At 66.7% G+C, this 18,464-nt stretch carries 18 protein-coding genes; 11 read left to right on the forward strand and 7 right to left on the reverse strand.

Annotated elements, in window-relative coordinates:
• The first annotated feature begins 118 nt into the window (after positions 1-118).
• Complete coding sequence (locus FHS75_RS07380) at positions 119-682, forward strand: GNAT family N-acetyltransferase (protein WP_179407036.1); 564 nt, start codon at positions 119-121, stop codon at positions 680-682.
• Here the strand turns inward: FHS75_RS07380 and ygfZ are convergent.
• Entirely contained in the window at positions 679-1,413 is a 735-nt protein-coding gene (ygfZ, locus tag FHS75_RS07385) for a CAF17-like 4Fe-4S cluster assembly/insertion protein YgfZ (protein ID WP_179407037.1), read from the reverse strand. The two genes, FHS75_RS07380 and ygfZ, sit on opposite strands and share 4 nt — an antisense overlap.
• Before the next feature lie 48 nt (positions 1,414-1,461).
• The gene (locus FHS75_RS07390) at positions 1,462-2,388 is read right to left on the reverse strand and encodes a LysR family transcriptional regulator (protein WP_179407038.1); all 927 of its coding nucleotides are present in this window, start codon (positions 2,386-2,388) and stop codon (positions 1,462-1,464) included.
• Positions 2,389-2,488: 100 nt separating this feature from the next.
• Here FHS75_RS07390 and FHS75_RS07395 point away from each other — a divergent pair, with 100 nt between their 5' ends.
• Positions 2,489-3,184 carry a pirin family protein gene (locus tag FHS75_RS07395; RefSeq protein WP_179407039.1) on the forward strand — a complete coding sequence of 232 codons (696 nt, stop codon included), beginning with the start codon at positions 2,489-2,491 and terminating at the stop codon, positions 3,182-3,184.
• Positions 3,185-3,225: 41 nt separating this feature from the next.
• Positions 3,226-3,816, forward strand: coding sequence for a nitroreductase family protein (locus tag FHS75_RS07400; protein WP_179407040.1), 591 nt, complete (start codon positions 3,226-3,228; stop codon positions 3,814-3,816).
• Between the two features lie 60 nt (positions 3,817-3,876).
• Here FHS75_RS07400 and FHS75_RS07405 read toward each other — a convergent pair whose 3' ends face one another.
• The gene (locus FHS75_RS07405; RefSeq protein ID WP_179407041.1) at positions 3,877-4,248 is read right to left on the reverse strand and encodes a hypothetical protein; all 372 of its coding nucleotides are present in this window, start codon (positions 4,246-4,248) and stop codon (positions 3,877-3,879) included.
• 171 nt (positions 4,249-4,419) lie between these two features.
• Between FHS75_RS07405 and FHS75_RS07410 the strand changes: the two genes are divergently transcribed.
• On the forward strand, positions 4,420-5,745 hold the full coding sequence (locus FHS75_RS07410) for a dihydroorotase (protein ID WP_179407428.1): 1,326 nt from the start codon (positions 4,420-4,422) through the stop codon (positions 5,743-5,745).
• Here the strand turns inward: FHS75_RS07410 and rarD are convergent.
• Positions 5,722-6,627: an EamA family transporter RarD gene (gene rarD / locus FHS75_RS07415; protein ID WP_268234535.1), complete on the reverse strand. Its 906-nt coding sequence runs from the start codon at positions 6,625-6,627 to the stop codon at positions 5,722-5,724. The two genes, FHS75_RS07410 and rarD, sit on opposite strands and share 24 nt — an antisense overlap.
• Before the next feature lie 197 nt (positions 6,628-6,824).
• Here rarD and FHS75_RS07420 point away from each other — a divergent pair, with 197 nt between their 5' ends.
• Together FHS75_RS07420 and FHS75_RS07425 are read left to right on the forward strand one after the other, a co-directional pair.
• Complete coding sequence (locus tag FHS75_RS07420) at positions 6,825-7,259, forward strand: glycine zipper 2TM domain-containing protein (RefSeq protein WP_179407042.1); 435 nt, start codon at positions 6,825-6,827, stop codon at positions 7,257-7,259.
• Positions 7,260-7,566: 307 nt separating this feature from the next.
• The gene (locus tag FHS75_RS07425) at positions 7,567-8,289 is read left to right on the forward strand and encodes a hypothetical protein (protein ID WP_179407043.1); all 723 of its coding nucleotides are present in this window, start codon (positions 7,567-7,569) and stop codon (positions 8,287-8,289) included.
• 16 nt (positions 8,290-8,305) lie between these two features.
• On the opposite strand, the gene FHS75_RS07430 is transcribed toward FHS75_RS07425, so the two are convergent.
• Entirely contained in the window at positions 8,306-9,739 is a 1,434-nt protein-coding gene (locus FHS75_RS07430; protein WP_179407430.1) for a succinylglutamate-semialdehyde dehydrogenase, read from the reverse strand.
• 135 nt (positions 9,740-9,874) lie between these two features.
• Entirely contained in the window at positions 9,875-11,272 is a 1,398-nt protein-coding gene (locus FHS75_RS07435) for a protein adenylyltransferase SelO family protein (protein WP_179407044.1), read from the reverse strand.
• Positions 11,273-11,346: 74 nt separating this feature from the next.
• On the opposite strand from FHS75_RS07435, the gene FHS75_RS07440 reads away from it, so the two are divergent.
• From FHS75_RS07440 to FHS75_RS07460, 5 genes are all read left to right on the forward strand, one after another.
• Positions 11,347-12,219 carry an alpha/beta fold hydrolase gene (locus FHS75_RS07440; RefSeq protein ID WP_179407045.1) on the forward strand — a complete coding sequence of 291 codons (873 nt, stop codon included), beginning with the start codon at positions 11,347-11,349 and terminating at the stop codon, positions 12,217-12,219.
• Positions 12,220-12,235: 16 nt separating this feature from the next.
• Entirely contained in the window at positions 12,236-13,369 is a 1,134-nt protein-coding gene (locus FHS75_RS07445; RefSeq protein ID WP_179407046.1) for a glycosyltransferase family 4 protein, read from the forward strand.
• Between the two features lie 138 nt (positions 13,370-13,507).
• Positions 13,508-14,296: a tetratricopeptide repeat protein gene (locus FHS75_RS07450; protein ID WP_179407047.1), complete on the forward strand. Its 789-nt coding sequence runs from the start codon at positions 13,508-13,510 to the stop codon at positions 14,294-14,296.
• Between the two features lie 14 nt (positions 14,297-14,310).
• On the forward strand, positions 14,311-15,657 hold the full coding sequence (locus tag FHS75_RS07455) for an outer membrane protein assembly factor BamB family protein (RefSeq protein ID WP_179407048.1): 1,347 nt from the start codon (positions 14,311-14,313) through the stop codon (positions 15,655-15,657).
• 58 nt (positions 15,658-15,715) lie between these two features.
• The gene (locus FHS75_RS07460; protein ID WP_179407049.1) at positions 15,716-17,077 is read left to right on the forward strand and encodes a methyltransferase family protein; all 1,362 of its coding nucleotides are present in this window, start codon (positions 15,716-15,718) and stop codon (positions 17,075-17,077) included.
• Between the two features lie 3 nt (positions 17,078-17,080).
• On the opposite strand, the gene FHS75_RS07465 is transcribed toward FHS75_RS07460, so the two are convergent.
• A complete protein-coding gene (locus tag FHS75_RS07465; protein ID WP_179407050.1) occupies positions 17,081-18,451 on the reverse strand; it encodes a glutamate--cysteine ligase in 1,371 nt (456 codons plus the stop codon).
• Positions 18,452-18,464 lie beyond the last annotated feature (13 nt).

Raw genomic sequence — 18,464 nt, forward strand, 5'->3', positions numbered from 1 at the left:
TTTTGCGTTGCAGAAATATCGTGATTCTGGTGCAACTTGGCGCAAGCGGTCGCGCTTATGTAATATTCTGACTATAGTCGCTGCCAGCGGGGGCGATTTCGTGTCGGAGTTGCCGAGAATGTTTATTAGAACGGAGAGGTTGTTCCTGCGGCCGGGGTGGCCCGAGGACAGCGAAGAGGTGCTGACCCTCCTTCATGAGGAAGAGGTCGCGAGGAACGTCCCGGCAGCGAGCCTGCCGACCAGTGCGCGCGAGGTTCGCGAAGCGCTGCAGGAACCTCGCGGCAAGCTCATGCCGTACTTTTTCATCACCATTCCCGCAGGTCGCGGAACGAAGCTGGTCGGGTGCATCTGGCTTTTCAAGGAAGGCCCCGACACCGAATTGTTCTGCTGGATCGGCAAGGACTACCGGGGCAGGGGATATGCGACCGAGGCCGTGCGCGCGGTCGTCACGCAAGCCCGCGCACTCGGCTACAGGCGCATCCTTGCCAGCCACTTCGCCGACAACAAGGGCGCCGCACAAGTCCTGAAGGAGGTCGGGTTCGAACCGACCGGCGAGACGCGCAAGCGTTTCTGCGCCGGGCGCGGCGGAGACGTGACCTCGGTGATCTACGTCGCGGATTGCCGAGCCTCGTTCGGTGGCGGCGACGACGACGGCTCCGAGGGCGACCGGCAGGCTGCCTAGGCCGAAGGCTCCGGAAGCCAGTCCGGCCGGAGATCTGGCGTGATGTCGTCGATGCGCAGGTGGTCGACCGCGAGCTCCAGCTCGGGATAGGCCGCCCTCCTGCGCTTTTCGTCCGACCGGTCGAGCGGCACCACGATCAGGCGACGGTTTACCTTCTGCCGCCAGTTCATGCGCGCGGTGTTCTCCTGACCGACGTAGCAGCCCTTGGCGAAGCTGACGCCGTTCAGTTCGATCGCGTTGCATTCGAGCCAGAGCGTCTTGTCGCTGCCCAGTTCGGCCACACCCTCGGCCACCCCGAGCGAGAGGCGATGCGCGCGCCACGCATCGTCGGCAGGGGCGTCCCCGTCCGATGCAGGCGCCAGCCAGCGTTCGCCCAGCGCCGCCAGCCGGGGATCGGTCGCCGCCCCGTCGCCGGGGTGGGCGCGCCAGTGCACTGCAATCGAATCGTCTCGCCCGATCGTCAGCTTGCGGCGCAGCTTGTAAAGCGACAGCCGCCTGGCGAGCGCGTCAGCCTGGCCGTCCTCGCAATCGATCAGCAGGTCGTCGCCTGAAGGCCAGACGATGAAGTCGAACAGGGCCTTGCCCTGCGCCGTGAGCAGCGCGGCCCAGACCGGCAGCGACCCCTTCACGTCGCTGGTGACGAGACCTTGCAGGAATTCCGCCGCATCCTCGTCCGGGGCGTCGGCGGAAATACGGATCAGGGCTCGGTCGAACAGGCGGGTTCCGGTCATGGACCGAAGGTGGGGGCTGCAGGACGCGTTGGCAATCGCCCGCCTGCTTCAATTCCCGCCTTCCTCACTCCCCGCCGGACAGTCGCCGAGCCGGTCAGTGAAGGCGTCGAGCGTCCAGCAGGCGGCGGGGCCGGGCGGGCAATCGCGGCGCCAGATGGCGGAGAGCCCGTATTCGAAGACGGGACTCTCGGGCAGCGGCAGGCGCACGAGCGTTCCGTCGGCGAGATCCTTGGCTATCGCGTGGAGCGGCATCGAACCCCAGCCGATGCCCTCGCGCAGGAGGGCATGCTTTGCGCCGAGATCGGCAAGACGCCAGGTCCGCGCGCCGAAGACCGAGAAGTCCTGCCCCTCGGTCAGTTTCGAACGGTCGGTCAGGACGAGCTGCAGGTGCTTGCGCGCTTCGCCCGGCGGGATGCGGTCGAGTGTGGCAAGCGGATGCGACGGCGCGGCCACGGGGGCCAGCGCCACCGACCCTACCGATTGTCGCTCCAGGTCCGGGTGCGTCCCGACATCGGGTCCGGCGATGCCGAACGTCGCCGTGCCGTCGAGCACGAGCGCCGCGATCGCGCCGAGTCCCTCGACCTGCAGCCGCAGGGTGACCGAAGGGAACATGCGCTGGAATTCGCGCAGGACGTGCGCGGTCACCTCTCCCGGTACCATCACGTCGACGGCGATCGAGAGTTCGGCCTCGAGACCCTGCTTCAGCGAGCGGGCGCGCGCCATCAGCCCGTCGATGTCCCCGGCGACGAGACGTGCGTCGGGGATAAGCGCCCTGCCCGCCTCCGTCAGTTCCGGACGGCGCGAGCCCTCGCGCTCGAACAGCGTGGTGTCGAGAACCGCCTCGAGGTTGCGGATTGCGTAGCTGACCGCCGAAATCGCCTTGCCCAGGCGCTTCGCCGCCGCGTTGAAACTGCCCTCCTCGGCAACCGCAAGGAAGATGCGCAGTTGTTCGATACTGGGCTGGCCTACATCCAATGTTCTGAAACCTTGAACATTTCAGATGCTTTTATCGCAATTTTCAGGACGAAGCGCAAAGACTATCTGGGGCTCGACCAAGAGATACAAGGAGCGACAGATGATTGAAGTTCGTCCTTTCGAAAGCCTCGGCGCGGCCGATCACGGCTGGCTCGATGCACGTCACCACTTCTCTTTCGCCGGCTATCACGATCCGGCGCGCACCAACTGGGGCCGCCTGCGCGTCTGGAACGACGACACCATCGCGGCGAAGAGCGGCTTTCCGTCCCATCCGCACCGCGACATGGAAATCGTCACCTACGTGCACGAAGGCGCGATCACCCACCGCGACAGCCTCGGCAACGAAGGCCGGACGGGCGCGGGCGACGTGCAGGTGATGAGCGCCGGAACCGGCATCGAGCATTCGGAATTCAACCTCGAAGACGAGCAGACGAGGCTGTTCCAGATCTGGATCCTGCCCGACCGGCGCGGCGAAGCGCCGAGTTGGGGCGCGCGTCCCTTTCCGAGGGGCGATCGCAGCGGACGTTTCGTCACGCTCGCATCCGGCATCGAAGGCGACGATGCGCTGCCGATCCGGGCCGATGCCCGCGTTCTGGGCGCAACGCTCGCTGCCGGAGAGCAGGCGACCTACGAGACCGAACCCGGCCGCCACCTCTACCTCGTTTCCGCGAGCGGGCGGATCGATGTCGACGGTACGCCCGCCAATGCGCGCGATGGTGTCGCGATTACCGGAGTCGACCGCTTCACCGTAACCGCCGCCGAGGACAGCGAACTCGTCCTCGTCGACGCAGCCTGACCTTTCCAACCCCGAATCCCAAAACCCGAAGGAAAATCCCCATGCCAGAACGCAACGAAGCAGATCCGCGTGTCGAGAAGCTGATCGTCGAGCGGTGGTCGCCGCGATCCTACGACGAGAGCCCCATGCCGCAGGAGGACCTCGAAGTGATTTTCGAGGCCGCCGGCTGGGCGCCTTCTGCCTTCAACGTCCAGCCATGGACGTTCCTCTACGCGCATCGCGGCGACGAGAACTGGAAGCGTTTCCTCTCGGTTCTGGTCGAGTTCAACCAGGGCTGGGCGAAGAATGCTTCGGTCGTGCTGTTCATCGTCTCGGCGCGGAATTCGAGCGGCCCGGACGGCAAGTCCTCGCCCAATCACAGCCACAGCTTCGATGCCGGGGCAGCGTGGGCGATGATGGCGCTCCAGTCGCATGCGATGGGCTACCACGCCCACGGCATGACCGGGATCGATTTCGAGAAGGCTCAGGCCGAACTCGGCATTCCCGACGACCACCGGCTCGAGGCAGCAGTCGCGATCGGGCGAAAGGATGCGAAGGAGAAGCTGCCCGAGGACCTGCGCGAGAAGGAGAAGATGAGCGGTCGCAAGCCGGTGTCCGAAATCGCGATTGCGGGCAATTTCCCGGAGGACTGAGGCGGGTATATCTCGCGAAAACGGCGGAGCGGGGACCAACTCGCTCCGCCGGAACGCAAATCAGAGCGACGTGATCGTGCTTTCCATCAGGCTGGCGAGACGCGCGTTCTCTTCCTGCAGGCGTTCGATCGCGGGGCGCTGGCCGGGAAGCCAGTCGGGCACGAGCAGCATCGCAAGCTCGGTGGCGCGCGTCAGGCAAAGCCATGTCTCCTGCACCCCGTGGTGGAGGCTGACCCGGCTGATCTTGTCGAATTCGAGATCGACGTAGCGCGGCTTGGCGATCGCCCTGCGCACGTCGCCGCCTTCAGCCTGCGGCGAGGGCAACGTCATGCGCCAGTGTCGCTTTTCCTCGAGCGCCCGGTCGGTGAGACCCGGCAGGTTCACCACCGTGATCGGCTCCAGGCTTTCCTCGTCGTAAATCACCACGCGCATGGCATTTTTCCTTTCGCGTGCGCAGGATAGCGCGGCTTGCGTCCGCGCTCAATGTAGTAGCGATGGAACGCCCCCGCCATGCCGGAGGTTGCACTGGTTGACTGGCTGCGGGATGCGCCCGATGCGATGACCTGCGCAAGGCGCACGCCCGAATCGACGAAAGGAAGCGACATGGACGGCACGTCACCCGAACTCGTATTGACGGGCGGAACCGTACACACGCCCTCCGGCCCCGCGCAGGCGGACGTGGCGGCGCGCGATGGCCGGATCGTCGGTGTCGGCAGCTATCCCGATGCAGTGCGGCGCATCGACTGTACCGGCCTCGACATCCTGCCGGGCGTCATCGACAGCCAGGTGCATTTCCGCGAGCCGGGGCTGGAGCACAAGGAAGACCTCGAAACCGGGAGCCGGGCCGCCGTGATGGGCGGGGTGACGGCGGTTTTCGAGATGCCCAACACCAATCCCAACACCGACACCGCAGACCGGATCGCCGACAAGCTGAAGCGCGCGCATCACCGTATGTACTGCGACCACGCGTTCTACGTCGGCGCGACGGCGGACAATGCGGAGGAACTGCGCGAGCTCGAGAGGATTCCCGGCACCGCCGGCGTGAAGATTTTCATGGGCGCTTCGACGGGCAGCCTGCTCGTGGCCGAAGATGCGGAGCTGGCGCGCGTTCTGGCCAGCGGATCGCGCCGGGTCGCCATCCATGCCGAGGACGAGTTCCGCATGAACGAGCGCAAGGACCTGCGTGTCGACGACGATCCCTCCTCGCACCCCGTATGGCGCGACGACGAGAGCGCGATGCTGGCAACGACGCGCATCCTGCGGCTGGCGCGACAGGCACGGCGACCGATCCACATTCTCCACATCACCACGCCCGCCGAACTCGAACTGATCTCGCGGCACCGCGACATCGCCAGTTGCGAGGTAACTCCCCAGCACCTGACGCTGGCGGCGGAAGAGGCCTATCCCCGGATCGGGACCTATGCGCAGATGAACCCGCCGATCCGCTCCGCCGAGCATCGCGAGGGTCTCTGGCACTGGCTGCGGCAGGGTGTGCCCGACGTGATCGGCTCAGACCACGCGCCGCACACGCGCGAAGAGAAGGCCAGGCCCTATCCGCAAAGCCCCAGCGGGATGCCCGGCGTCCAGACGCTGCTGCCGCTGATGCTCGATCACGTCGCCAAGGGCCGGATGACGCTCGACCGGCTGATCGACATGACGAGCGCCGGGGTACAGCGCATCTTCGGGCTGGTCGGCAAGGGCCGGATCGCCACCGGCTACGATGCCGACTTCACCGTCGTCGACCGCAAGGGCAGCTTCACCGTCACCGAGGACTGGAACGAGAGCCGCTGCGGCTGGACGCCGTTCGCCGGGATGGAACTCGAAGGCCGGGTCGTCGGCACGATCGTTCGCGGCCGGTCGGCGATGTGGGAAGGCCAGCTCGCCGACGCGGCGAATGGCGAGCCGCTACGCTTCGCGGCGGCGCTTTAGCGACCGGGAATAGAGGTCCCAGCAAAAGATCGCGAGCGCGCTCCAGATGCCGATGAAGCAGGCCAGCTGGATCGGGCGGAGGGCTTCCTTGAAATAGAACAGGCCGAGCAGGAAGACGATCGTCGGGGCCAGGTACTGGATGAAGCCGAGCACCGAATAGTCCATCCGCCGCGCCGCCGTCGCGAACAGCAGGAGCGGCACGGCAGTCACCACGCCCGCGAACGCGATCAGCGCGTCGCGGCCGAAGCCCGAGCCGATGGCGGTCCCCTGCGGACCGGCCGCGAACCACGCGACGACGCCGGCAGCAGGTAGCAGGAGGATCGCCGATTCGATGGTCAGTCCCGGCAGCGAGCCGACCGAGACCAGCTTTCGCACGATCCCGTAGGCGCAGAAGCTGAAGGCGAGCGTCAGGCTGATGCCCAGCATGTCGCGTGCTCCCCACGCGAGGATTCCCACCGCCAGCGCCGCGATGCCGACGGCGACCCATTGCAGCCTGCTCAGCCGCTCGCCGAGAAAGATCGTCCCCGCAAGGACATTGATCAGCGGGTTGATGTAGTAGCCGAGGCTGGCGGCGAAATAGTGCCCGTGCTGGATCGCGAGAATGTAGACCAGCCAGTTGGTGCCGATGAGGATCGAACTGACAAGCAGCAGGCCGAGGGCGCGGCGGTCGCGCAGGGCCTTGACGAGGTCCGCGCCCTGTCCGCGCAAAGCCACGATCGCCAGGCACAAGGGCAGCGTAAAGATGATTCGCCAGCCGACCAGCTCGACCGGCGGCACGAATCGCACCACCATCAGGTAGAGGGGCATCAGCCCCCAGATCGTGTACGCGCCCAGCGCGTAGGGAAGGCCGCCCGAAGGGCCCCGGTCGTTCAGCTTGTTCAATCGAAAGGCTCCGTCGGCCGCCCCTAGTCCCCGCCGGAAGCCGCCGCAAGCATCGGCTCGCCGACGATCTCCTCACGGTTCGTCGCAAATCTCGAATCTGACGCAGATGTTGCCGATCGTTCAGGAATGGAGGCGTATTCATGAACACATCGGCCGCTCAGGTGGGAGGCCCGAGAAGCCGAACGAGGAGACGAATTATGAAGATCATCAAGACCACCGCCCTCGCCGCAGCCACTGCCGGCATGCTGGCGACCGCAGTTCCGGCGACCGCCGCTACAGCCTGGAATTCCGAGCGCACGACGATCGGCGCCGGCGAGACGAGCGCGCAGAACTCGCGCTACAGGGACGACCGCCGCTATTACTCGCAGCGCGGCTATCGCGACTACGACCGTCGCGGCTATCGCGGCGATCCGGTCTACCGCGACACCCGCGTCTGGCGGGGCCGCGACGGCCGGGTCTATTGCCGGAAGAAGGACGGCACCACCGGCCTGATCATCGGTGGCGCGGTCGGCGCGCTCCTCGGTCGCGAAATCGATGGCGGCTACGACCGGTCACTCGGCACCATCCTCGGCGCTGCCGGCGGTGCGCTGCTCGGCCGCGAAGTCGCCAGGGGCAATTCGCGCTGCCGCTGATCCGACACCCCGTTTCCCTGTTCTCCTTCGCGTAACGGCGACGCGTTGGGGGACGGCGCGGCATCGCGGGTCGCATGCCGCGCCGAGAGGGCGCTCCTGGCCTGCCGGGGGCGCCCTCTTTCCGTGCGCAAGGCCTTAACTCTGCTTTCCGAAGCTTTCCCGATTTGGCACGCCGGAATCGCTGCGCGTGCATTAACCGTGCTTGGCAATAATGCGTTAACGATTAGCCGCAAAGGCTAACGGCATGTTAAGCGTCGTCCTGCGCGAGAACAGCAGGCTGCGCGCACCGAAGCATGGAGCATAACCGATGACGTCTCCCGCCCGTTTTACCCTGGCAAGTGTCGCCAGCCTCGCGCTTCTCGCGGCCTGCAGCGGCAGCGACAACGAGGCGGGACAGTCGGCGGAGGATGATCCGGCCGCGTCGGGCGCGCTCGAGGACCAGATCATGGTCGATCCCGAACTGTCCGGTCAGAACCAGGGCGGGGCAGGGGTCTCGGCGGGCAGCAACCGCGTCGAACTTCCGCCCGAGCAGCGCAGTCCCGAAGCGATCGCGGCGGCCAGGAACGAGGCGCAGCAGAAGGCTGGCGGATCGCTCCGGACGGCTCCCTCGCCCGCGAGCGGCGGCACCGCCTCGCTCGTCGAAAGCGCGGCGACGGCTGCGCAGGTGGCGCAGGCCACCCGCAGCAGCCAGGTCGATTGCACCCAGCGCGTCGAATACTCGATGAACTGGGCATCGCGCCTGCCCGAGCCGCTGTCGGTCTATCCGCGCGGGTCCGTGCAGGAAGCGGCGGGCACGAACAGCAACGGTTGCGCGCTGAGCGTTGTCAGCTTCGTGAGCCCGGTCACCCCCGACGACGTGCTGAACTATTACTACACGCGCCTGCGCAAGGCCGGCTACAGCGCCGAGCACCGCACCGAGGGCGGCGACCGCGTGCTTGGCGGCGAGAAAGGCAGCCAGGCATACGTGATTTATGCGCGCGAGCTGGACAACGGCCTGACCGAAGTGGACCTCGTTTCCAGCGGGAAGTAAGGCTCCGGGCGGCGGCCTATTCGCCGCCGCTGCGCAATCCGATCCCGATAAGCGCGCGTGGCTGGTCAAGCTCTCCGGAAGACACCGGGTAGGCGCAATAGTCGGCCGCGTAATAGCCGGTCGGCCGGTGGTTGCCCGAAAGGCCGATACCGCCGACGGGTGCCGCGTGGCTCGGGCCGATCGTGCCCTTGTTCCAGTTGATGACGCCCGCCCGCACGTTCGCCCAGAAGCGGTTGTATTCCTGCGGCGTGCCTCCGATCAGAGAGGCGGCAAGGCCGAAGCGCGTATTGTTTGCCTCGGCGATCGCCTGGTCGAAATCGTCGACCTTGATGACCTGCAGGATCGGTCCGAACAGTTCGACATCGGGCCGGTCGGGCATCGCGGTCGTGTCGATGATCGCGGGCGACAGGAACGGCAGGTTCTCGTCCGGTCGAACCAGGTGCTTGATCGCCTTGCCGCCGCGGCTGAGCAGATAGAGAAAGCTCTCCGTCAGGCCGTCGGCCGCGGCATTGTCGATGACCGGTCCCATGAACGGCGCGGGCTCGGCAAAGGGTTCGGCGAAGATCAGCCGGTCGGCCAGCGATTTCAGTTCGGGCACGATGCTGTCGTACATCGAGGACTTGACGATCAGCCTGCGTGCGGCCGTGCAGCGCTGTCCCGCGGTCGAGAACGCCGAACGCACGATCAGCGCGGCGGCGTCGGTCAGCTTAGGGGTGTCCCACAGGACGACGGGATTGTTGCCACCCATTTCGAGCGCGACGATCTTGTCGGGCCGCGTCGCGAGCTTGCGGTTGATGTTGATGCCGGTGTTGGCGGACCCTGTGAACAGCACGCCGTCGATGCCGTCGTGCGCGACCAGCTGCTTGCCCTCTTCGGGACCGCCGCAGACGAATTGCATGATCGCCGAGGTGATGCCCGCGCGGTTGAAGCAGCGCTGCAGCATCTCGCCCGTGGCGGGGGCCTTCTCGCTCGGCTTGAAGATCACCGCGTTGCCCGCGATCAGCGCGGGCACGATGTGCGCGTTGGGCAGGTGCGCCGGATAATTGAACGGCCCGAGCACGGCGAGCACGCCGTGCGGCTTGTGGCGGACGGCGGAGGTCCCCTGCATGGCATTGTCGAATCGGCGCTGAGCGGTGCGCTCGGCAAAGGCGCGGATCGAAACCTCGACCTTGGCGATCACGCTTTCGACTTCGGCGGCCGCCTCCCACTGGGGCTTGCCGGTCTCGCGCGAGATCATCGTGGCTAGTTTCTCGGCATCCTTGCGCACCTCGTTGGCGAATCGGCGGACAAGTTCCATGCGGGTGGAGAGCGGCTGCGCCGCCCAGGCGGGCCAGGCGCGCCGGGCGCGCTTTATCGCCTCGTCGATGTCCGAGACCGGTGCGCGCCAGATTTCCTTGCCGGTAGCCGGTTCGAACGAGACGATTTCCGGGCCGAAGACAGGCGCACTCATCGCCTCGCCATCACCCGTGGACAGGGCGCTGCCGGAGACTACCGCGTCCATCGTGCCCTTCCTTTCCGTTCCATCGGGAAGCCCGTATTGCCAATCATCGAAACCATCCGGTTCGACCCTGATAGACAAAGAGGGTTAACCAAGCCTTTGCGGCGAGGTCCCCAATGCGGCGCCGAGTTCGCGGATCGCGCCGACCTTGTCGCGGAGAGGTTGCCAGTCGTCGTTCTCGGCGATCGCCGCCCAGACCCGCTCCACTTCGTCGATGTGCAGCGTGGGCGGCGCATCGGCCTGCCAGAACGAATTCCCGCCCCCCTCGGTACTCTCGAAAGTGCGGAGCAGGTCGCCGAAAGCGCCCGTCGGAGCATCCCGGCCGCCACGGTGGCGAAAGTGCAGTTCGTCGGGCGAAATGCCGGCATCGCGCATGTGCGCTTCGGCGGCGGACACCAGCGCGATGTTTTCCTCTACGTCCTTCGGGCGAACTCCCAGTCGCCAGGCGAAGCGCAGCGCGAACCGCTCGCGGTAGAGGCCCGCGAAGCTATCGAGCGCCGCGATCAGCGGTTCGCTGTCCGCAATGGGGCGCAGCGCGATCGCCAGTTGCGCGCAATTCCAGTGAAACGCTTCCGGCTGGCGACCGAACGCGTAGAGGCCGGCGTGATCGAAATAGGCTGCGGTGAAGGCCGGGTCCCACCGGGGCAGCCAGCGCCAGGGACCGTAATCGAAACTTTCCCCGGACACGTTCATGTTGTCGGTGTTGAGAACGCCGTGAACGAAACCGGCGGCCATATAGGAGGCGGCAAGGTCGGCCATCCGGGCCACGACCTGGTGCATGAAGATCACGGCAGGCTCGCTCGCCGCCGTCGCTCCCCCGGGTGGCTGCGCGCCGGGAAACGCCTCGAGGCAATAGGAGACGAGTTCCTCGATGCGCTCGATCTCCTCAAGGACGAGGAGCCGCTGGAAGGTCCCGATACGGATGTGCCCGTGACTCAGCCGGACCATCACGGCGGAGCGCGTGGGCGAAGGTTCGTCCCCGCGCCGGAGTTCCTCTCCGGTCTCGATCACCGAGAAGGTCTTGCTGGTGCAGACGCCAAGCGCCTCGAGCATCTCGGTCGCGAGGATTTCGCGCACCGCGCCCTTCAGCGTGAGGCGCCCGTCGCCGTCGCGGCTGTAGGGCGTCCGCCCCGAACCCTTGGTCCCGAGGTCGAGCAGGCGGTCCTCCCCGTCGCGCAACTGAGCGAACAGGAACCCGCGCCCGTCGCCGATGTCGGGATTGTAAACGCGGAACTGGTGCCCGTGATACTTCAGAGCGAGCGGGCCGGGCATATTGTCCGGCAGCGGCTCGAACCTGCCGAAATGCGCGATCCACTGCTCGTCGGAGAGGCTCGACAGCCCCACCGCCCCGGCCCAGCGGTCGTTCCGGAAGCGCAGGCGATGTTCGGGAAAGTCCGCCGCGGCCACTTCGCTGCCCAGCCAGCGGGCCAGCGGCTTGAGGCGGTAGTCGGGACGATAGGGGCTCGCTTGCGGTTCCTGGCTCATCAAGGCAATAGTGGGCGGCACATGCCCGCCACGCAAGCGGGGCGAGGGGACGGCGGGCTTTTCCGGGATCGCAGATGACGCACTATGCCGATGGGTACTGGACGAGCGAGGACGGGCTCGAACTGCATTACCGCGACTATCCCGGTCGCGACCGTTCAAGCCGCGACGATCGTCCGCCGGTGCTCTGCCTGCCCGGCCTGACCCGCACCGCGCGCGACTTCGAGGGACTGGCAGCGCACCTCGCGGGCGAATGGCGCCTCATCTGCCCGGAAATGCGCGGGCGCGGGGACAGCGACTATCCGAAGGACGCAGAGAGCTACAAGGTTCCGGCCTATATCGCCGACATCACCGCGCTTCTCGCGAAGCTGGAAGTCGATCGTTTCGTAGCGGTGGGCACCTCGCTTGGCGGAATCATGGTCATGGCGATGGCGATGACCGCGCCGGATCGCATCGCGGGCGCGGTGCTGAACGACATCGGCCCGTTCCTCGATCCGCCGGGCATGCGCCAGATACAGGACTACGCGGCGCAAGGACGCAGCTTTCCCACGTGGATGCACGCCGCGCGCTGGCTGGAGGAGGTGCATGGCCACGGCTATCCCGACCATGACATCGCCGACTGGCTGCGGATGGCCAAGCGCCAGATGGTGCTATCCGGCAACGGGCGCATCCTGCTCGATTTCGACATCCGCATCGGCGAGGCTTCCGCCGAGCTCGATCCGGAAAGGCAGCCCGACGTCTGGGCGGGCATCGACGCGCTTTCCGACAAGCCGGTGCTCGTCCTGCGCGGCGAGCTGTCCGAACTGCTGAGTGCGGCCACCGTGACCAGCATGCTCGAACGCATGCCCCTTGCCGAAGCCGTAGTCGTGCCGCGTGTCGGCCATCCCCCGTCGCTCGACGAGCCCGAGGCTCTCGCGGCGATCGACGCGCTACTGGCACGCATTGGCTGACCGGGTCCTGCATTCCATGCCGATAAGGATCCTCCACCTCCATTCGAGCTTCCATGCCGGCGGCAAGGAATTGCGCGCCGCCAAGCTGATCAATGCGTTCGGCAAGGGGGCCGGGCACACGATCGTGTCGGCAGTCGAAGGCGCGACCGGCGCGGGCGACGCAATCGACCCGAAGATCGCCGTCGCCTATCCGCGCGAATTCCCCTCGCTCGAAGGCAAGCCGCTGCCCGGACGCCTGCGCCGCATAGCGCAGGCGATGGCGGGCCACGACCTGATCCTCACCTACAACTGGGGCGCGATGGATGCGGTGATGGCGCACACCGTTTTCCGCGACGTCTACCGGCTGGCTCCGCTCGTACACCACGAGGACGGCTTCAACGCAGAGGAAGCGAACGGCCTCAGGCGCAGCCGCAACTGGTTCCGGCGGATCGCGCTGGGGCGAACCTCCGCGCTCGTCGTTCCCTCGAAGCGGCTCGAGGCGATCGCGCTCGACGCCTGGCAGCAGCCACGGGCCCGCGTCCGGCGGATTCCCAACGGTATCGGCACGAAGGCCTACGCCCGCAAGGTGAAGCCCGACGCCCTGCCACGCGTGGTCAAGCGGCCGGGCGAGAAGTGGCTGGGCACGCTGGCGGGACTGCGCGCCGTGAAGAACCTGCCGCGACTGGTCCGCGCGTTCGCCGGGCTGCCCGACGAATGGCAACTCGTGATCCTCGGCGAAGGACCCGAGCGCGACGCGATCCGCGACGAGGCGGTGCGGCTCGACGTCGGGCACCGCGTCCACCTGCCGGGGTTCGTCAGCGATCCGGCGAGCGCGGTCGGGCTGTTCGATCTTTTCGCGCTCTCGTCCGAAAGCGAGCAGTTTCCGGTCTCGGTGCTCGAGGCGATGGCGGCGGGACTCGCGGTAGCCTCGCCCGATGTCGGCGACGTCGCCGACATGCTCGCGCCGGAGAACCGGCCCTACCTTGCGCCCGGCGGGGACGAGACGGCGCTGTCGGGCGCGATAGCTGCGCTGGCCGCGGACGAGGCGCTTCGCAACGAGATCGGCAAGGCGAACCGGGCCCGCGCCCGCGAATTCTACGACGAAAAGGCCATGATCGAGGCTTACAGGTCGGTCTATGCCGGGGCGATGAAACGCGAAAGCTTCCCGTGAATCGAGCGGGTGTTCAGCGCGGCTTCACCGAAGAACGGCCAGTCGATGGAGGCGGGACCATGATCATTTGTTGAAATGGTCGGTCCATCCGTTAAACAGCGCCCCAAATCGTCATAAATCCAGAAGAAAGCGCGATCCTTGGCCCTGCGCCCCGACAAGAACTCCACTCCCGAAGACCAGAAGGAAAAGCGCAAGGCGGCCGAGCAGGACGTCTTCATGCGCGAGGTGGACGATGCCCTCCGCCAGGACGAAATGTCCAATTTCTTCAAGCGCTTCGGCATTCCTGTCATCGCCGCCATCGTCATCGGCCTCGCGGCTCTGGGCGGCTACCTGTGGTGGCAGCACAGCAAGACCGAGAGCGAGGGCGAGCGCGGGGAGCAGCTGATCGTCGCGATCGACCGCGTCGAAGCGGGCAATCTCGATTCCGCGCAGGAGCAGCTTGCCACCATTGTGGCGGACGGTTCGGGGGCAAGCGTCGCGCTCGCCAAGCTGCTGCAGGGCGGTATCGCACAGCGGCAGGATCGCACCGCTGACGCGGCAAAGCTGTTCGCCGAAGTCGCCGCCGATGCAGAAGTGCCCGAGCCGTTCCGCGACCTGGCGACGATCCGCGAGGTCTCGGCGCAATTCGACACGCTCGAACCGCAGGCCGTCGTCGACAGGCTCAAGCCGCTGGCGACGCCGGGCAGTCCGTGGTTCGGCGCGGCGGGCGAACTCGTCGGCGTCGCGTACCTGAAACAGGGCAAGGAAGACCTTGCCGGCCCCCTTTTCGCCCAGATTGCACGCGATGAGAACGCGCCAGAGACGTTGCGCAGCCGCGCGCGCCAGATGGCGGGCCTGCTGGGCGTCGACGCGGTCGACGATCCCGAAGAGCTTGCCACCGGCGCGAGGGCTCCGGGCGTCGGCCAACTGGTCGAGAAAAAGAATTGATCGAGGATCACCGAATGAATTCGCGAGTACCGATGAAACGCCGTCTCTCCGTCCCGCTGGCCCTGGCGATCGCTCTCGGCCTTTCGGGCTGCGGCGTGTTCGGCGGTAAGGACAAGCCCAAGACGCCCACGGTCGGTGAGCGCGTTCCGATCCTGTCGCGTATCGAATCGGGTGCTCAGGTCGATCCGACGCTGGCGACGGTCTCGGTGATCCTCCCGCCCGAGCAGGCCAACGAATCGTTCCCGCAGGCTGGCGGCACCGCCGACAAGAGCTATGGCCACCTTGCCCTGGCTCCCGCTCCGCAGCGCGCGTGGACCGCCTCGATCTCGGGCGCCAGCAACAAGCAGCGTCTCGCCGCGTCCCCCGTCGTCGGCGGCGGAAAGCTCTTCGCGATGGATACCGACGGCGAGGTCCATGCCTTCGATGCGCAGAGCGGGGCGCGGCTGTGGTCGCGCAGCCTGCGCGGTTCGGGCGGAAACGCGTCGTCGGCGTTCGGCGGCGGAGCCAGCTTCGACAATGGCCGCCTTTACGTCACCACCGGCCTCGGCACGGTTGCGGCGCTCGAAGCCGATACCGGCAACGAGATCTGGAAGGTGCAGCCGGCAGGGCCGCTGCGCGGGTCTCCGACCATCGCCTTCAACGCTGTCTACGTGATGACGCAGAACAACGAGCTGCACGCGCTCAACATCGCGGACGGCACGCAACTGTGGAGCGAATCGGGCTCGCTGGGTCAGGCGGGCGTCTTCGGCGTCGCCGCTCCGGCGGCGGGACAGGGCACGGTGATCGCGGGCTACAGCACCGGCGAACTCGTCGCCTATCGCTACGAGAACGGGCGCCAGCTCTGGTCGGACGCGCTGGCCCGGACCTCGATCTCGACCGAGGTGGGCAGCCTGACCGACGTCGATGCCGATCCGATCATCGACCAGGGCCGCGTCTACGCGCTGGGCCAGGGCGGACGCATGGCGGCGTACGAGCTGGTGACCGGCCAGCGGATCTGGGAACTTAACCTCGCCGGCATCTCGACCCCGGCGGTCGCGGGCGACTGGATCTTCACGCTGACCGACGATGCGCAGCTCCTTGCCATCGCGCGCAGCAGCGGCAAGGTGCGCTGGCTGACCCAGCTTGCCCGCTACCGCGATCCCAAGGACAAGGACGACCCGATCTTCTGGGTGGGCCCGGTGCTTGCGGGTGACAAGCTCTGGATGGCGAATTCGCGCGGACAGGTGGGATATGCCGCGGTGGCCGATGGCACTTTCACGCCGGTCGTCCGCCTCGACGATCCGGTGTCGCTCCCGCCCATCGTCGCGAACCGTACGCTCTACATCCTCGACGACGGCGGGCGGATCACCGCGTTCCGCTGAGGTCGCGCTGCCGCAAGGCGTTTCGCGGGCATTAACCTTTTCCGGCTAGTCCCGGCGCATGAACGTCGAGGACCAGCCGGACAGGGTGGAGCACGCCGGCCCCAGACCTGCCAGCGACGTCTCGTCTGGCGTGGGCCTGGCGGGGCTGCTCGGCATGTTCGCGTGGCTGGCGATCTGCCGCAACTGGCCGGGCATCGCCGACGCCTTCGGCCTGCCGGGACCGCGCGAGCCGCTTGCCGGACCCTATTCCTCGCTGGCCACGTTGCTCTTCACCGCTGTGCCGATGGTCGCCTGGTCGATCCTCGTCGACAAGGTGCACAGGCGCGCCTCGACCGGGATCGACTGGGACAGGCCCCGCGCCGCGCCGGCGACGCTCGACATATCGATCACCAAGCTGGCGGGCCTCTGGGCGACGTGGGCGATCATCGGTTTCCTGTACTGCGTGGCGCGCTGGTACTGGCGCGACCAGTACCTCTTCGCGATGGAAGTGATCGGCGCGGCGGCGGTGCCGCTGTTCCTGCTTTCGGTGCCATATGTCGTGTGGCTCGACCGCCGGCTCGTCGATCCGCGCGACGGGGCATGGCATTTCGGCGCGATGCTCGTGGGGCGCGAGCCTTACGACATCGAAGCGGTGAAGGCGCATTTCCGCAGCTGGGCAGTGAAGGGCTTCTTCACCGCCTTCATGATCTCGATCCTGCCCATCGGGTGGATCAACCTCGTCAACCTCGATCTCGCCTCGATCCCGTTCGAGCCGGTCCGGCTTTCTTGGGCGCTCATCGAGCTGCTTTTCGTGATCGACGTGCAGATCGCGATGGTCGGGTACCTTCTGACCATGAAGCCGCTCGACGCCCAGATTAGGAGCGCGAACCCGTTTCTCGGCGGATGGGTGGCGGCGCTGATCTGCTACCCGCCGTTCATCCTGATGGGCGATGGCGGCCCGCTCAACTACCATCCGAACACGTCGGACTGGGCGTACTGGCTGCAGGGACACGACATGGTCCTGTGGGCGTGGGGAGCGTTGCTCGTATTCCTGACTGCGATATACGCGTGGGCGACCGTCATCTTCGGCATCCGTTTTTCGAACCTGACCTATCGCGGCGTCATCACCAACGGCCCCTACCGCTTCACGCGGCATCCGGCCTACCTGTCGAAGAACCTCTTCTGGTGGTGCGCGACCATGCCCTTCTTCGCCACGAGCGGCTCGCTGGTAGACGTCGTGCGCAACACCACGATCCTCGCTATGGTGAGCGCGGTCTACTTCTGGCGCGCGAAGACCGAGGAAGCGCATCTCCTGTCCGAGGACCCGAAGTACCGCGAATACCATGCATGGATGGCCGAAAACGCCGTGATTACGCGCGGCCTTTCGAAAGCGATGCGCGCGTTCCGTCCGCGCGGGCCGCAGCTTCAGCCCGCCGAGTAGGCCTCAGAAGCTTTCCTCGTAGACGCGGGAAATGTCCCCGCCCCATTCGCCGTGGTACTTGTCGAGCAGGCGCCGGGCCGGGACCTTGCCGCTCGCGACGATCTCGTCGAGCGGTTCGAGGAAGCCCGTCTCGTTGTCGCCGCCCGTGTTCAGTCGCTTTCTCGCCTTGAGGCCGCCGCGCGCGATCGTCAGCGCCTCGCGCGCCAGGTCGCGCAAGGTGCCGCCACCCGGCACGGGTGCATCGAGCGCCAGCTTCGGCACGGCGTTGCGCAAGTCCTCGCGCTCGTCGATCGACCAGTGCTTCACGAGGTCCCAGGCCGCGTCGAGCGCCGCCTGATCGTAGAGGAGGCCGACCCACAGCGCGGGCAGCGCGCAGATCCGGCTCCATGGCCCGCCGTCGGCTCCGCGCATCTCGAGGAAGCTCTTCATCCGGACTTCGGGAAAGGCGGTCGACAAATGGTCGTTCCAGTCGGACATGCGCGGGCGCTCGCCCGGCAACGCGGGGAGTTCGCCGCGCAGGAAATCGCGAAAGCTCTGGCCCGCCGCATCGATGTAGCGCCCGTCGCGGAACACGAAGTACATCGGCACGTCGAGCATGTACCGCGCGTATCGCTCGTAGCCGAAACCGTCCTCGAACACGAAGGGCAGCATGCCGGTGCGGTGCGGGTCGGTGTCCGACCAGATATGGCTGCGATAGGATAGGAAGCCGTTGGGCTTGCCCTCGGTGAAGGGCGAGTTGGCGAACAGCGCGGTCGCCAGCGGCTGCAGCGCCAGGCCGACGCGGAACTTCTGCGCCATGTCGGCCTCGCTCGCATAGTCGAGATTGACCTGGATGGTGCAGGTGCGCAGCATCATGTCGAGGCCCATCGATCCGACGCGCGGCATGTGGCGCAGCATGATGCCGTAGCGCCCCTTGGGCATCACCGGCAATTCCTCGCGCGTCTTGTCGGGCCACATGCCGAGGCCGAGAAAGCCCTTGCCGGTGCGTTCCCCGATGGCCTTTACCTGCGTCAGGTGGCGCCCGGTTTCGGCGCAGGTTTCGTGCAGTGTTTCGAGCGGCGCGCCAGACAGTTCGAGCTGGCCGGCTGGTTCCAGGCTGACGGTCCCGTCCTCGCCTGCCATGGCGATGACCTTCCCGTCTTCCTCGACCGTGTGCCAGCCGAATTCCTCTAGCGCGCAGAGCAGGTCGCGTATCCCGCCGGGTTCGTCGTAGGACGGCGCGTGCTTGTCGGAGAGGCAGTAGACGAGCTTTTCGTGCTCTGTGCCGATGCGCCAGTCCTCGCGCGGCTTTTCGCCGGCCGCCATCGGCTGCGCCAGTTGTTCGATCCCCTCGATGACCGGATCGTCGTTGTCCGAGGCCTTGCGCGTGCTCATCGCGGCCCGGTTA

This window comes from Novosphingobium marinum, assembly GCF_013408095.1.
In the GTDB taxonomy this organism is placed as follows: Bacteria; Pseudomonadota; Alphaproteobacteria; order Sphingomonadales; family Sphingomonadaceae; genus Novosphingobium; species Novosphingobium marinum.